Source organism: Corynebacterium sp. CCM 9203 (genome assembly GCF_041357675.1).
GTDB lineage: Bacteria > Actinomycetota > Actinomycetes > Mycobacteriales > Mycobacteriaceae > Corynebacterium.
Genome location: NZ_JAUERY010000001.1, coordinates 526476 through 541726 on the forward strand (window position 1 = coordinate 526476; position 15251 = coordinate 541726).

14 protein-coding genes are annotated in these 15251 nt (G+C 59.7%); 10 read left to right on the top strand and 4 right to left on the bottom strand.

Annotation, left to right across the window (positions count from 1 at the left end):
• Window positions 1-118: 118 nt before the first annotated feature.
• A complete protein-coding gene (locus tag QWU44_RS02310; protein ID WP_370914079.1) occupies window positions 119-310 on the bottom strand; it encodes a hypothetical protein in 192 nt (63 codons plus the stop codon).
• 100 nt (window positions 311-410) lie between these two features.
• Between QWU44_RS02310 and QWU44_RS02315 the strand changes: the two genes are divergently transcribed.
• Both QWU44_RS02315 and QWU44_RS02320 read left to right on the top strand, forming a co-directional pair.
• The gene (locus tag QWU44_RS02315; RefSeq protein ID WP_370914080.1) at window positions 411-557 is read left to right on the top strand and encodes a hypothetical protein; all 147 of its coding nucleotides are present in this window, start codon (window positions 411-413) and stop codon (window positions 555-557) included.
• 195 nt (window positions 558-752) lie between these two features.
• Window positions 753-959, top strand: coding sequence for a hypothetical protein (locus QWU44_RS02320; RefSeq protein WP_370914081.1), 207 nt, complete (start codon window positions 753-755; stop codon window positions 957-959).
• Between the two features lie 86 nt (window positions 960-1045).
• Here QWU44_RS02320 and QWU44_RS02325 read toward each other — a convergent pair whose 3' ends face one another.
• The 3 genes from QWU44_RS02325 to QWU44_RS02335 form a co-directional block, all read right to left on the bottom strand.
• Window positions 1046-1477, bottom strand: a complete 432-nt coding sequence (locus QWU44_RS02325; protein ID WP_370914082.1) for a low molecular weight phosphatase family protein — start codon at window positions 1475-1477, stop codon at window positions 1046-1048.
• Between the two features lie 37 nt (window positions 1478-1514).
• Window positions 1515-2609, bottom strand: a complete 1095-nt coding sequence (gene arsB / locus QWU44_RS02330) for an ACR3 family arsenite efflux transporter (protein ID WP_370914083.1) — start codon at window positions 2607-2609, stop codon at window positions 1515-1517.
• Window positions 2610-2707: 98 nt separating this feature from the next.
• Window positions 2708-3595, bottom strand: a complete 888-nt coding sequence (locus QWU44_RS02335; RefSeq protein ID WP_370914084.1) for a neutral zinc metallopeptidase — start codon at window positions 3593-3595, stop codon at window positions 2708-2710.
• Window positions 3596-3782: 187 nt separating this feature from the next.
• Between QWU44_RS02335 and aspS the strand changes: the two genes are divergently transcribed.
• From aspS to QWU44_RS02375, 8 genes are all read left to right on the top strand, one after another.
• Entirely contained in the window at window positions 3783-5582 is a 1800-nt protein-coding gene (aspS, locus tag QWU44_RS02340; protein WP_370914085.1) for an aspartate--tRNA ligase, read from the top strand.
• Window positions 5583-5943: 361 nt separating this feature from the next.
• Entirely contained in the window at window positions 5944-7203 is a 1260-nt protein-coding gene (locus tag QWU44_RS02345) for a phosphotransferase family protein (protein ID WP_370914086.1), read from the top strand.
• A gap of 93 nt (window positions 7204-7296) precedes the next feature.
• Window positions 7297-8658, top strand: coding sequence for a replication-associated recombination protein A (locus QWU44_RS02350; protein ID WP_370914087.1), 1362 nt, complete (start codon window positions 7297-7299; stop codon window positions 8656-8658).
• Window positions 8659-8802: 144 nt separating this feature from the next.
• Window positions 8803-11472 (top strand): alanine--tRNA ligase, encoded by a 2670-nt coding sequence (gene alaS / locus QWU44_RS02355; RefSeq protein ID WP_370914088.1) that lies wholly within the window; start codon window positions 8803-8805, stop codon window positions 11470-11472.
• Between the two features lie 245 nt (window positions 11473-11717).
• On the top strand, window positions 11718-12248 hold the full coding sequence (gene ruvX / locus QWU44_RS02360) for a Holliday junction resolvase RuvX (protein WP_370914089.1): 531 nt from the start codon (window positions 11718-11720) through the stop codon (window positions 12246-12248).
• Complete coding sequence (gene mltG, locus QWU44_RS02365; RefSeq protein WP_370914090.1) at window positions 12249-13439, top strand: endolytic transglycosylase MltG; 1191 nt, start codon at window positions 12249-12251, stop codon at window positions 13437-13439.
• A 93-nt stretch (window positions 13440-13532) separates the two neighbouring features.
• Window positions 13533-14381: a shikimate dehydrogenase gene (locus QWU44_RS02370; RefSeq protein WP_370914091.1), complete on the top strand. Its 849-nt coding sequence runs from the start codon at window positions 13533-13535 to the stop codon at window positions 14379-14381.
• Between the two features lie 402 nt (window positions 14382-14783).
• Entirely contained in the window at window positions 14784-15215 is a 432-nt protein-coding gene (locus QWU44_RS02375; RefSeq protein ID WP_370914092.1) for a prepilin peptidase, read from the top strand.
• Window positions 15216-15251 lie beyond the last annotated feature (36 nt).

Here is a 15251-nt window from a genome sequence, read left to right on the forward strand (position 1 = left end):
GGATGTACTGGTCATCGATGAGGCGCGCATGATAAAAATCCCAGGGCGAAGAGAACGATTGTGTGATCTGCACTCGCCGCATCTGCAGAGACCGTGATGCTACTGGGGGAACTCCACTCTAGAACAAGGTCGAGGAATTCATAAACCTTGTCCGGATCGTCAGACCGGATCTGGCCGCACCAGGAATGGCAGACATGGAGGCGGATGATCTCCGGATCTCGTCGCCGATGCGTATCTTCAACGCAACGCCGATCGGGTGCTGGATCAGCTTCCGAACCGGGTTGATGAGCCTGAGCCGGGTGGAAGTCATAGGTGCGGATGAGACCTTTTGCCGTTGAAGTGTCGTAGAAGGATCGCGGGTGGGGATTAGCCGTGCGGCGTGGCTTACTCCTGGAGTCAGACCCGCGGAGTTGAGCTGGTTCGAAGAAGTCGTGGCTGATGCCTATGATTCGGGAGAACTGGTTCTGGTGTTCAGCTTTTTTCTGGACGTGTTTGAGTTGATCGCAGATGAATCCGGTGATTCAGTCATCGGCGGCCCGGTGTCACCGCGATACTGACCGGCCATATGTCGATGCGTTAGGAATCGCGCCCGTCGAAAGTCTCCTCTTCGCACAGATTCAGGCGGGTGGGCAGGGACTCAATATTCAGGCTGCCTCCGTGGTTGTCCTCGCTGAACCCCAGGTGAAACCGACATAAGGAGGATCAGGCGATAGCCCGTGCCTACAGGATGGGGCAGCCCGTAGCGCGTTCACGTGCATCGACTGATAGGAGCTGAAACAGTCGATGAGTGGCTGTCGGAGGATACTGGCAGGAAATCGTCAATCTTCGATTCCTTCGCCGGGACAGTCGACCCTGCGCGGATGTCTGACGCGATCGACGTCTCCGAACCAGAGCTCGCGCGTGGATTTATCGCCGATGAACGGTGTGCCGACTCGGGTTGGCTGAAGGCAACGACATAGTGTTCGTGGAGGTTCCTCTGAGTTGTGACACCGCGGACTTATGGGAACATACGGAAAAATCTCGTGGCACCACAAGTTTCACCGAGCTAGGATTTCCTGGACACGCCGAGTTCCGTCAGGAGCGAACGCACCCGCCTCTCGATGTCGTCACGGATGAGTCGCATACGTTCAATGCCGTCGATTCCGCGGAGAGAGGGCTCATCGGTGATCCAGATCTCAGGGGTCACGACCATTCCGGATACCGGATCAAGCACAGCTTCGGCCCCCAACACGATGACCCGGTCGGCTCTGCGGAGGAGATTGGTGTCGATCTCCGAGGACACCGCATCGTCCATTGACGCGCCGATTTCAGCGACTGCGACGATTGAAAGCTGGTTCACGGATCCCTTCGGGGCGGTTCCCGTGGAATGAACTTCAACGTCGGTACCGGCGTATTTCCGTGTGATGGCTTCAGCCATCTGGGATTTTCCTGCGTTCCTCGTGCAGATGAACACAACAACCGGGCATGCTGGTGGCATCGTGGATCTACCCCGTTCTTCTTCAGCGGGACTGGAATTATTGGGTCGTGGATGCGGTTGAGGGCAGTGTCGGGTCCTCAGGGAAAAAATGCGGACCCCACCACATGATGAGGTACACCAGTGCCAGGAGAACCGGTACCTCGATGAGTGGACCGATGGTACCTGCGAGGGCCTGTCCCGACATCGCACCGAATGTTCCGATGGCGACCGCGATCGCCAACTCGAAGTTGTTGCCTGCGGCGGTGAATGCAATCGTCGTAGAGGTGGCGTAGCCGAAACCACAGGCGCGGGAAAGGCTGATCGCGAGAGCGAACATGATGAGGAAATAGAGTGTGAGGGGAATGGCGATGCGGATGACTGCCCAGGGATCGGCGGTGAGCTGTTTACCCTGCAGACTGAACAGGACAACGATTGTGTAGAGGAGGCCCCCCAATGCCAGTGGAGAGATCACGGGCAGGAATCGGGCCTCATACCATTCCCTAGACCGTGCCTGCTCACCGATTACCCGGGAGAGAAAACCCGCGAGCAACGGTACTCCAAGGAACACGAGCACCGAGATGAGAATTGCCGTGAAGGAGAAGCCCGCGGTCGTGGTCTCCAAGCCGAGCCATGACGGAAGAATCTGGAGGTAGAACCAGCCCAGAGCGGAGAACATGATCACCTGGAACACCGAATTAATGGCAACGAGGACAGCCGCGGCCTCCCGGTCTCCGCAGGCGAGATCATTCCAGATGAGCACCATCGCGATGCACCGCGCCAACCCAATGATGACCAGACCTGTCCGGTATTCGGGAAAGTCGGGAAGCAGCGTCCATGCGAGGACGAACATCAGCGCCGGGCCGAGAAGCCAGTTGAGGGCGACAGTGAGAGTCATAAGCCGCCGGTCGGCGGCGATTTCCGCCGTCTTGTCGTAGCGGACTTTTGCGAGTGGCGGATACATCATGACCAGCAACCCAATTCCTATGGGCACCGATATCCCGCCGATCGACCATGAATCAAGGAGCCTGCCGAAGGCCGGAATGAACCGTCCGAGGAGAATGCCGAGGGCCATGGCCGCGACTATCCACGCCGGAAGCCATCTGTCGAGGAAACCCAACCGTGCGGAAACGGGTATGCGTGAGGTGGTGCTCATTGCGTGATGCAACCTGTCTGTCGGGTGAGCTGGCCGTTGAACACTCTAGGTAGGGCAACCTCTACGGTCAATAGTCCGGAGTGGTGCATGCTGTGCCGTCACATCCTGTAGCCGCCACGGTCGAGGGTATCGCAGGAGCTCATCGATCCGGAGCGGTATCCGGCGAGGAATGCCTGTTCACGTTGTTCGGAGGATCCGTGGGTGAAAGCGTCGGGACGCACCTCACCCTGGGTGCGGCGCTGGATGTTGTCGTCACCCACTGCACGGGCTGTGGCGACGGCATCCCGGACCTGAGCATCTGTGATGGGTTGGAGCAGCGCGTCTGCGCCATCATCGGCGTAATGTGCCCAGACCCCTGCATAACAGTCAGCCTGAAGCTCGATCTTCACGGCGTTGGAATCCGCACCGGGATTCTTGTAGTCACTGAGTCCCAGAGTTCCCTCGAGGTTCTGTAGATGATGTCCGAACTCGTGAGCGACGATGTACTCCTGAGCAAGGGGAGCATTCTCTCCACCGAGATCGACGACTTGTTCGAAGAAGCTGACATCGAAATAAGCCGTTTGATCGATGGGACAGTAGAACGGTCCGGTGGCTGCGGATGCGACCCCGCACCCGGATCTGGTTGAGTTCTCGAAGATAACCAGATCAGGTGGGGAGTAATCGATACCGGCCTGAACCGGGAGTTCCTTCTCCCAGACGAGATCCAGGGATTGTGCTGTGGCCGATACCCGGCAGTCCGCGTGACGGTTGGCGTCCGCCCCTGTCCTGCAGTGATCGAGTGTTCCGGTCTTTCCGCCGCTACCGGGAGAGACCTGCGTCTGCTGCTGATTCAGAACCTCACTCAACTCTCCGGGGTCGCCTCCGAGGAGCACGAATGCGATGGCCACCAGAACGGTGCCGATACCGCCGCCTGCAGCGAGTCTCATCCCGCCACCGGACCGTCGGGCGCGGGAGGCGTTCAGGTCGACATCATCACGAAAGGTCATGCGATGATCATGCCACAGAAGTCCAGGAATCCAACGCGGCTGAACTCGCTGAATTGATCTACCGGTACCGCTGACCGGGTGCCGGTAGCAGGGCTTTTCAGCCCGGAAGGACCGGGCTGAGGTATCGGAGGGTAGACTCGCAGGTCGATCAAGTTTCATCTTTGACTAGTGGAAGGACACCAGACACGTGTTGCGCACTCATCTTGCGGGCGACCTGCGGAAGGAATCAGCGGGACAGACGGTGACGCTGACCGGATGGGTTGCGCGCCGCCGTGATCATGGGGGCGTGATATTCATCGACCTGCGGGATCGTTCCGGTGTCGCTCAGGTGGTCTTCCGGGACTCCGACGTCGCGGAAAAAGCCCACCATCTGCGCAGTGAGTTCTGTATCAGGGTTACTGGTGTTGTGGAGGCTCGTCCGGAGGGGTCAGAGAACCCCAATCTGGCGTCAGGCGACATCGAGGTCAACGTGACCGGATTGGATATCCTCAACGAATCTGCACCGCTCCCGTTCCAGATTGAGGATTCCGCCACATCCGGTGAGGTCGGCGAGGAAGCTCGACTCCGTTACCGCTACCTGGATCTCCGCCGTCCGAGTCAAGCGAAGGCCATGCGGTTGCGTGCCAAGGCGAACCAGGCCGCACGGCGGGTTCTCGATGCCAATGCATTCACCGAGGTTGAGACGCCCACCCTGACGAGGGCAACTCCGGAAGGGGCCCGTGATTTTCTGGTTCCGGCTCGCCTGAAGCCCGGGACCTTCTATGCCCTGCCACAGTCTCCGCAGTTGTTCAAACAGCTCCTGATGGTTGCGGGACTCGAGCGTTACTACCAGATAGCCCGGTGTTACCGGGACGAGGATTTCCGTGCGGACCGGCAGCCCGAATTCACGCAGCTCGATGTAGAAATGAGCTTTGTCGACGAGAATGATGTGATCGAGCTCGCAGAGCAAGTCCTGGTGGAGCTGTGGAAGTTGATCGGTTATGAGATCAGCACCCCGATTCCGCGTATGACGTACGCGGACGCTATGCGTCGTTATGGTTCAGACAAACCTGACCTTCGCTTCGCTATCGAGATCACCGAATGTACAGATTTCTTCTCCGAGACCACCTTCCGGGTGTTCAAGAACGAGTACGTCGGTGCGGTCGTGATGGCTGGCGGAGCCAGCCAGCCGCGCCGCCAGCTTGATGCGTGGCAGGACTGGGCCCGTCAGCGTGGAGCCAAAGGGTTGGCGTACATCCTCGTCGGTCAAGACGGAGAACTTGCGGGACCAGTGGCCAAGAACATCACGGACCAGGAACGCGCGGGTATTGCAGACTACGTCGGAGCGAAACCGGGGGATTGCATCTTCTTCGCCGCCGGCGACACAAAATCTTCCCGGGCACTTCTCGGTGCGGCACGCGGTGAGATCGCCCGGAAGCTTGGCCTCATCAAAGAAGGTGACTGGGCCTTTACCTGGGTCGTTGACGCACCCATGTTTGAGCCTTCTGCGGATGCCACCGCTTCCGGTGACGTTGCGCTGGGGCATTCGAAGTGGACTGCCGTCCACCACGCGTTCACCTCTCCGAAGCCCGAGTTTCTCGACACCTTTGACGAAGATCCCGGTTCCGCGCTCTCTTACGCCTACGACATCGTGTGCAACGGCAACGAGATCGGTGGTGGATCGATCCGTATCCACCGGCGAGATGTTCAGGAGAGGGTGTTCAAGGTCATGGGCATCACTGATGAAGAGGCCCAGGAGAAGTTCGGATTCCTTCTCGACGCCTTTGCCTTTGGGGCACCGCCGCACGGTGGTATCGCTTTCGGATGGGACCGGATTATGAGCCTTCTCGGTGGGTTCGAGTCAATCCGTGATGTCATCGCGTTTCCGAAGTCTGGCGGCGGAGTCGATCCACTGACGGATGCTCCGGCTCCGATCACCCCGGAACAGCGTAGGGAATCGGGGATTGACGCGAAACCGAAGAAGCCAGTACAGGCTGAGCGGAACTGACGTGAAGGATTACGGCACTCGGATAACTTCGGGTGCCGTAATCACCCAGTGCCGGGCATCTGTGTAATCCACGGTTGCCGATATTGGGGGAGGTTTGCTACCCCCGATATGCCTTTGGAAAACATCCGGGCTTCGATGTCCTCCGCTTTCTTTTCCCTGTCGACACCACATTTATTCCACTTCCTGGCGAATTACTGTGGAAGGCACATCGTGCCAGTCTCCGTGGGGGGAATGACGCATTTTCTTCACTAGGGATACAGTGGGGGGAGTGTCGAGGGCTGAGTGATGATCACTTACGTGACCGTCCCGAGTGCCCTTTTCACGTCGGATTCCCGGCATACGACCCATGAAGGAGTGTTCCATGCTCGCGACCGAAGAGATCGTCGAGGTGGCCCAGGAACTGCTGTCCGAGCGTTTCGGCGGCACCCAGAAACTCGGGGATGTCACATCCCTCGGTGGGTCCGGTACCGCTGTGGTGCTACGGGCCCGCGTCGCGGTATCTCCGTTTCTGCAGCAGCGGTCAGTCGTCCTGAAATACACCCCACCCACTGGAGACCGCATTGATGATGCAGCACTGATCCGGGAGGTCGTGTCCTATCAGTTCACCACGTCGTTGCCCGCCGATGTCCGGCCTGGCCCGGTCCTTCTTGCCTATGACATTGACAGGAGGATCCTTGTCATCACGGACTCCGGAGACGGTGAAACCTATGCGGATCTGCTATCCACCACAGAAGGCGACGAACGTCTTTCACTTGTGCGCAATCTCGGGCGGGCACTGGGGCGTATGCACGCCGGTACCGCCGACCGTGAGGCAGGGTTCGATATCCTGCTCAAGCGGATGCTCCGGGCATATCCGGACACCGGAGAACTGCAGTACGCACGCGACCAGGGTTTGCCGGGATCGATTGACCGTGGTCTGGAATTGCTGTCCGCGGCAGGTATTGAGATACCGGCGGTGGTCCGGCATTTCGCGGCGGATGCGAAGCGACGGTTGGTCAGTGGTCGGCACCGAGCGTTCACTCCTTTCGACCTTTCTCCGGACAACATCATTCTCGCTGACCGCACGCAGTTCCTCGATTACGAATGGGCGGGATTCCGGGACGCGACCTTTGACATCGCGTGCGTTATCGCAGGCTTCCCACAGTTCCTTTTCACACGCCCCATAACCGATGAGGAGACTGACGCTTTCATCGCATCTTGGGTCGAAGAGGTACGGGAGATCTGGCCTAACGTCGCCAACGAGGTCAGACTGCAGGCCCGCATCGTGACCGCGATGATCGGCTGGGCGATATCCAGCGTCTGTTACCTCTACTACGGATCCATGAACCAGGTGATCAGCGAGCTGGGAGAACGGGCTGAGGCACGCTCGGCATCCATACCAGGGCCTGAGATCGAAGCTGTCGTCACCGCTGAGATATCCGACCTTGACGACGACTACGATGTTCTCGCGGGGGTTCTCGATGACTTCGCGGAGGGGGATGGTTTAGCCAGAGAGGATCTCCACGAGACCTTTACTGCCCTCGCGCATTACGCAGAGCGTGGATCCGACCCCCGATTCGGAGAGGTTCACTGTTTCGCCGCGTCGGTGGTCGAACGTCTTGATGAACTGAACGGTAGGTAAGGGTGGCAGGTACTGCACGCCGCCGTGAAAAGCGGCGGCGCGTTCAAAGAAGCGGGGCATTCGCGAAATTCAAGAGAGGAAGATCCAGTCCTGATGGCACAGGCCACCCTGTTTCCCGGTGAGGATGAAGGTGCCGGGAGTCCGGATAGTGGAACCGAGTACTTCCATCCTGGGGGGCATGCACCTCTGGCTGCGAGAATGCGTCCGCGTAAGCTTGACGAAGTGGTGGGGCAGAAGCACATACTGGGGCCCGGTAAGCCGCTCCGTCGGCTGGTCGAGGGGTCCGGTGCGGCCTCGGTTATTCTCTATGGTCCTCCGGGTACCGGGAAGACGACGATTGCTTCCCTGGTCAGTGCGGAGACCAAACGACATTTCGTCGGACTCTCCGCACTGAATGCGGGTGTGAAGGAAGTTCGTTCCGTCATTGACCGTGCCCGTCGTGATCTGGTCAATGGTCGTCGTACCGTGTTGTTCATCGATGAAGTCCACCGGTTCTCCAAAACACAGCAGGACGCACTCCTCGGTGCCGTCGAGAACCGGATCGTTCTCCTCGTCGCCGCGACGACGGAGAACCCGTCGTTCTCTGTGGTTGCGCCATTGCTCTCCAGATCTCTCATTCTTCAACTGCATCCACTCAGTGACGATGACGTGCGAGTTGTCCTGGAGCGAGCCCTCATCGATGAGCGTGGAATCGGTGGCCGGATCACGGCCTCGGCTGATGCCATCAGTCAGCTTGTGGCTTTAGCAGGTGGAGATGCCCGGCGTGCGTTGACCTACACCGAGGCTGCGGCTGAAGCGGTTCCGGATGGTGGCGAGCTCACCGTGGACACGGTGCGGGAGAACGTGGACCGTGCGATCGTCCGGTACGACCGTGACGGTGACCAGCACTATGACGTCACCAGTGCGTTCATTAAATCGGTGCGGGGATCGGATGTTGATGCGGCGCTACACTACCTCGCGCGGATGATTGAAGCGGGGGAAGACCCACGGTTCATCGCCAGACGTCTGGTGATCCTTGCCTCCGAGGACATCGGGATGGCTGATCCCGGTTCCCTGACGATTGCTGTGTCCGCTGCACAGACTGTAGCGCTCGTAGGGCTACCTGAAGGGCGTCTGGCACTCGCACAGGCGACGATCCATCTTGCCACTGCGCCGAAATCGAATGCGGTGATCACCGCGATCGATGCCGCCCTGAACGATGTTCGTGAAGGCCGCTCCGGACACGTTCCGCCGCATCTCAGGGATGGGCACTACGCCGGGGCGAAGAAACTCGGGAACGCTGTCGGCTACCGTTACCCGCATGATGATCCGCGGGGTGTCCTTTGCCAGCGTTATCTACCCGAGTCCCTCGTCGATGTGGTGTACTACAGGCCAACCAGCCATGGAGCGGAAAAGCGGCTCTCAGACGTCACCGGGAGATTGCGCAGGGTCATCCGCGGCACAGAACGGAATTGAACTGGGGGTGTGTTCGGTCTCGAAGCTTCGCCGCAGAGTCCTGCTCAGACTTCGGCAGGAGCGGGGTGGAGCAGGAGACGGTCACTGAAGCGGGTAAGGTTGTCCGAGACCAACCCCTAACCCGACAGCGAGGATTCTAGAACCGTGCAGACCCACGAGATCCGGGAGCGCTTCATCGCGCATTTCGTCAATGCTGGACATGTCGAGGTGCCCAGTGCCCCGCTGATCCTGGATGACCCCAACCTCCTGTTCGTCAATGCCGGAATGGTGCCGTTCAAGCCCTACTTCCTAGGGCAGCAGAATCCGCCTTTCCCCTCCGGTACCGCGACCTCCATCCAGAAGTGTGTCCGTACGCTGGACATCGAGGAAGTCGGTATCACCACCCGGCACAACACCTTCTTCCAGATGGCGGGCAATTTCTCCTTCGGCCAGTACTTTAAGGAAGGCGCGATCTCCCACGCGTGGAATCTGCTTACCGGTTCGGTCGAGGACGGCGGCTTCGGGATGGATCCCGAACGCCTGTGGGTCACCGTCTACCTTGACGACGACGAGGCGGCGGACATCTGGGAGAAGAAGGTCGGTCTGCCGAAGGAGCGTATCCAGCGGCTCGGCATGGCGGACAACTACTGGTCCATGGGAATACCCGGCCCCTGTGGCCCCTGCTCGGAGATCTACTACGACCGCGGGCCGGAGTACGGCGCTGACGGCGGCCCGGAAGCCGACGACAACCGCTACATGGAGATCTGGAACCTCGTCTTCATGCAGAATGAGCGCGGCGAGGGCATCGGCAAGGACAACTTCGAGATCCTCGGCCCGCTGCCTAAGAAGAACATCGACACTGGCCTCGGCATCGAACGCGTCGCCTGCCTGCTGCAGGGCGTCGAGAATGTCTACGAGACCGACCTCCTGCGGCCCGTGATCGACGTCGCCGAGCAGCTCACCGGCGCGACCTACGGTAAGAAGCACCCCGATGACATCCGGTTTCGGGTCATCGCCGATCACTCCCGGACCGCGATGATGCTGATCCTCGACGGCGTCACCCCGGGCAATGAGGGACGCGGCTACATCCTGCGCCGGCTGCTGCGCCGGATCATCCGGTCCGCGCGGCTGCTCGGTGCCACGGGTGAGACGATGGAACGCTTCATCGCCACCATCATGGACACGATGACCCCGTCGTACCCCGAGATCGCGGAGTCCCGGGGCCGGATCCTCGACACCGCAGTGACCGAGGAGAAGTCATTCCTCCGTACCCTGGAGTCGGGAACGCGGTTGTTTGAACAGACCGCTGAGGGGGTTCGTGCCTCGGGAGCGAAGACCCTCGGAGGGGAACAGGCCTTCGCACTCCATGACACCTACGGTTTCCCGATCGACCTCACCATGGAGATGGCTGCCGAGGCGGGACTTGATGTGGATCGTGCCGGATTCGAGAAGCTCATGGCTGAACAGCGTGACCGGGCCAAGGCAGACAGTCGAGCGAAGAAGCACGGTCACGCAGATCTTTCCGTGTACCGGGAGTTCGTGGACGAACATCCCACTGTGTTCGTCGGATACGACAATCTCGAAGCGGAGAGCAAGGTTCTTGGACTGCTGCGGGACGGGAAAACCGTTACGCATGCTGAACAGGGAGACGATGTCGAGGTGATCCTTGATGTCACCCCGATGTACGCGGAAGCCGGTGGACAGTTGGGGGACCGAGGGGAAATAGTCCTGGGAGACACCCGACTACGGGTCAACGACGTACAGAAGATCGGCAAGAAACTCTGGATCCACAAAGCCACCGTAGAGGGCGGTGAGATCTGTGTCGGCGAGCGGGCGCTCGCCTCAGTTGACCACGCTTGGCGGCACGCGGCCAGGCAGGCACACTCCGGAACCCACCTCATCCATGCGGCGCTGCGGCAGGTCGTCGGTCCGAACGCGGTGCAGGCGGGATCGATGAACAAGCCGGGTTACCTCCGTTTTGACTTCAATTCCGCCCGGCCACTTACGCCTGAACAGCTCACCGAGATCGAAAACATCACCAACCAGGCCGTTGATAGCGACTGGGCAGTCAATACTTTCGAGACGACCTTGGACGAGGCGAAAGCAATGGGAGCGCTTGCCCTGTTCGGTGAGAACTACGGAAACGTAGTCCGCGTCGTCGAGATTGGTGGTCCTTTCTCGATGGAGCTCTGCGGTGGAACTCACGTAACGCATTCTTCGCAGATTGGTCCTGTTTCGGTGCTCGGTGAGGCGTCGGTCGGATCCGGTGTACGACGTATTGAGGCGTACTCCGGATTGGATTCATTCCGCTACCTGGCCAGGGAACGTGTTCTCGTGGAGGGGATCGCCAGCTCCCTCAAGTCTCCCAGTGAGGAACTACCCCAGCGGATCGCCCACCTGACTGAGAAACTTAAGGCAGCGGAAAAAGAGATCGCTGCATTGCACCGAAAGCAGCTCGCGGCGGCCACTGGTGAATATCTGCGTCAGGTCCGTGAGATCGGGGACTTCAAGTTACTCACGGTACGGTTGCCCGAGGGAACCCCGGGCGGTGATCTGCGGACCGTCGCCACCGATTTGAGGAACCGGATCGGAACGGCTCCGGCGGTCATCGTGCTCGCCACTTCAGATCAACGGGGGAAGGTTCCGTTCCTCATCGCCGCGACGGACGCGGCGGTGGAGCGTGGTGTCCGTTCCGGCGATCTCATCAAGGTGTTCGGAGGTCCAGTCGCCGGACGTGGCGGTGGCAAACCGGATATGGCTCAGGGTTCAGGCTCGGAAGCAAGCGGGATCGATGCAGGATTCACCGCCGTGGAGACCGAACTCCGGGGTAGGTGAACGGGGTCCGTGTGCGGTGTGTCGGGACCAGCGGTGGGCGTCACTGTTTCGGACACGCCGCATCAATCGGTGCATGGTGTGACGTGAACCTATAGATTTGTGTGGTACCTTTCCCTGCTGTCGTCATGCGCCGTCTGTTACGGTCGTGGCGTGGTGGGGGATGCACGGTATCCCCACCGACAACGCCGGAGTTTCTCTCTGTGCCGCCTGCGTCAGTGACCGACATGAAGGATGAATCCGAGAGTATGTCCATACAGCCAGACAAACCCGGACGTAACGATCCCGGCCGGGGGCGCCGTCTAGGAATTGACGTCGGGACGGTTCGGATCGGTGTTGCCGTCTCCGACTCGAATAGTGTTTTGGCCACTCCCGTGGAGACGATTCCCCGGGTTACCGGACTTCGTGACCGGGACGGATCCGATATTGACAGAATCCTCGAACTCATCCGTGAATACGGAGTTGTCGAGGTGATCGTGGGTTTGCCCCGGGATCTCCGTGGAAACGGATCGGCGTCCGTGACCCATGCCAGGGAACTCGCTTTTCGGATTAATCGCCGGTTGACCGGATGGGATGATCAAGGTAGAGCCATTCCCGTTCGTATGGCTGACGAACGCCTCACTTCGGTTCTGGCAACCCGTGCACTGCACATGTCGGGACGAAATACAAAGAATGGGCGCAGCGTAATCGATCAGGCTGCAGCCGTAGAAATTCTCCAGTCCTGGCTCGATGCCCGGATAAATGCACTGGCAGCCACCTATGACGAGGACGGTTCATAAATGACGAGAGCACGTTCCCGACGTACCGTGAATGGTCGTCGGATGGAGACCAAATATGTGCGCCGCAGGCAGTACGGCATGGCGATCATCATCGCCAGTGTCCTCGTCATCATCGGGACGGTGGTTTACATAGTGAGCTCCCGGAGTGGTTCGAATGTACCGGAGGACTTCACCGGCACCGGCAATGAGATCGTCCAACTCGTCCAGATCGAAGAGGGATCGTCCGTGTCCGCACTCGGTCCGGAGCTCGTGAAGAGAGGGATCGTCAAATCGAACGGTGCGTTCCAAGCTGCGGCCGGGGCGAACCCGGATGCGGCCCGGGTCCAGCCGGGGTTCTACCGGCTCCAGGGGGAGATGAGCGCGAAGTCCGCGGTCGCGGCTCTCGTGGATCCCGCGAACAAGGTGGAGATGCTGGAGATCCCGGGTGGTGCGACACTGATGGATGTTCGTGTCATCGGAGGTGCCACGCGTCCCGGAATCTACACCAAAATATCTGCAGTGACCTGTACAGAGGGATCCCCGAACTGTGTCACCACGAAGGAACTCGAGCGTGTTGCGGCAACCAGTGATCCCGCTGAGCTTGGAGTTCCCGGGTGGGCACTCGATCAGGTTCGGGCCCGGGCAGGTGACCCGAAGCGTCTGGAGGGGTTGATCACACCGGGTAGTTATGTGATCAATCCGGCTAAAGACGCGGTGGGAATCCTGACGGAACTCGTGAGTGCTGGAGCTGAAGGGTACAACTCCACTGGGATCGTGGAGCGGGCGGCCGCGATGGATCTCTCCCCCTATGAACTGCTCACCGCGGCGTCACTGGTGGAAAGGGAGGCACCTGCCGGTGATTTCGACAAAGTTGCCCGCGTCATCCTCAACCGACTTGCAGCGCCGATGCGGCTGGAGTTCGATTCCACCGTGAACTACGACCTGAGTGAGGTTGAGGTTGCCACGACCGATGAAGATCGCGCCCGCAAAACTCCGTGGAATACCTATGCGATGGATGGTCTCCCACAGACTCCGATTGCCGCGCCTTCGATTCAGGCCATCGAGGCGATGGAGAACCCCGCGGAAGGTAACTGGCTCTTCTTCGTCACTGTCGACACCGACGGGAGAACCGTATTTAACGATACCTTCGAGGAGCACCTGCGAGACATACAGCAGTCGGTCGACAATGGTGTCCTGGACTCCAACCGATAGGCCGGTGAGGGGCGGCACCCACAGGTTCTGTTCAGGATGGATGCGCGTCGGTGTGTAACAGGTTTCTTCTGAGTTTTTCTGAAAGGCGTTCTCATGAGCATCGTCATCCGGCACAAGGTCGCAGTGCTCGGTCAACCGGTGGAACACAGTCTTTCCCCAGTGATCCACACAGCCGGCTACCGGGCCGCGGAACTGCATGACTGGGCCTACAGTCGAATCGACTGCAGTGCCGAGGACCTCCCGGGGCTGGTGGCAACAGCCGGGCACGAGTACGTCGGATTCTCCGTAACGATGCCCGGTAAATTCGCCGCACTGTCGTTCGCGGACGAGGCGACCTCACGCGCCACCGCGATTGGCTCGGCGAATACACTGGTTCGAACCCGTAATGGCTGGAGAGCGGACAACACGGACTGTGAAGGAGTGCTCGCAGCCCTGGACGCGCTCGGGATCATCCGGGTGGAGGGTAGCTCCCGGGCAGTCCTCGTTGGTGCGGGAGGCACTGCACGCCCGGCCCTGTGGGCTCTCGGTCAGGCGGGATTTCGGGAAGTGACGCTGATCAACAGGTCTGATCGAAGTGCTGAATTTACGAACCTCGCGTCGAACCTCGGAATCAATCTCCAGTGGTGTAGCTTCGATACCGAAGCGGTGCGGAAGGCGGCACGAGGAGCCACGGTTGTCATCTCCACTGTTCCGGCGAATGCCGCAGAAGGACTCGCAGGTAGCCTGGCTCAGGCTCCGATCGTCGATGTGATCTATGATCCCTGGCCGACTCCACTCGCCGTGGCTGCGCTGAACTCCGGTGTTCCGGTTGTCGGCGGTGACATCATGCTCCTCGGGCAAGCACTCAGCCAGTTCGAGCAGTTCACTGCGGTGCGTGCCCCTCGGGAAGCGATGCGGGAGGCGCTGGAACAAGCTTTGGCCGCGAAAGGAATGGGGGTATGACGGGCGTCGGGGCCAGCCCCGGTCATGGTCGGAAGACGATCCCTGTTTCCGGCATGTCCTCGTCGCGGTCCTGGTACCGGTCGGTTATTTCCCCGTGCTGTTCCTGTCCGGACTTGACCACGATTCCCGCCATTCGCTGAACTGAGCTATCTCACGACCGCGAGCGTCATCTTGTTGGCGAATGCGGTCAGCTACGCCCGTCGCCTGGATAGCGCAGATGAGAACCGGCCGCCGTGTTGGATCATGGCTGCTTTCGTCTGTTATCACGTCGCGGTATTGACACTGACGATATTCGACATCATCATGCGAGTTAGTGTGGCATTCTGATCATCTCGGGTGTCTCATCCACAATTTGACCTGATTGGGACAGGAATCGGTCATCGTGAGGCTAGATTTCGGTGGATGATCATGTTTTGTTCGGTACTTATTCTCTGTGGCTGGGCTTTTTGCCTCGGACAGAGTGACGTCCACCACCGGCGACTTCCTGACGGATTGACTCTGCCTCCCGCTGTGGCGGCTGTTCTGATCACCGGATGGATCGCACCCAATGAACTTCTGCCGGGTGTCAGTTGGTTCCTGGTCTACCTCTTTCTGGGTACCGCCACCGGCGGGGGAATCGGAGGCGGGGACATTAAACTGGCGCTTCCGCTCGGTGTGCTAACCACGGTGACCGCAGGTTTCGCTGGTATGTGTGTCGCCGTTGCACTCGCTGGTGGCCTCACCACCGGAATCCTTTTCATCACCCGAAAAGGCTCACTTCCACATGGCCCGGCGATGCTCGTCGCCACGTCGCTGGTGCTTCTCTTCGTCGGAGCGGGGGCCGTTATTCCTTGATATGAGATGCTTCAGGGACCCTGCTGTCCCATTGAA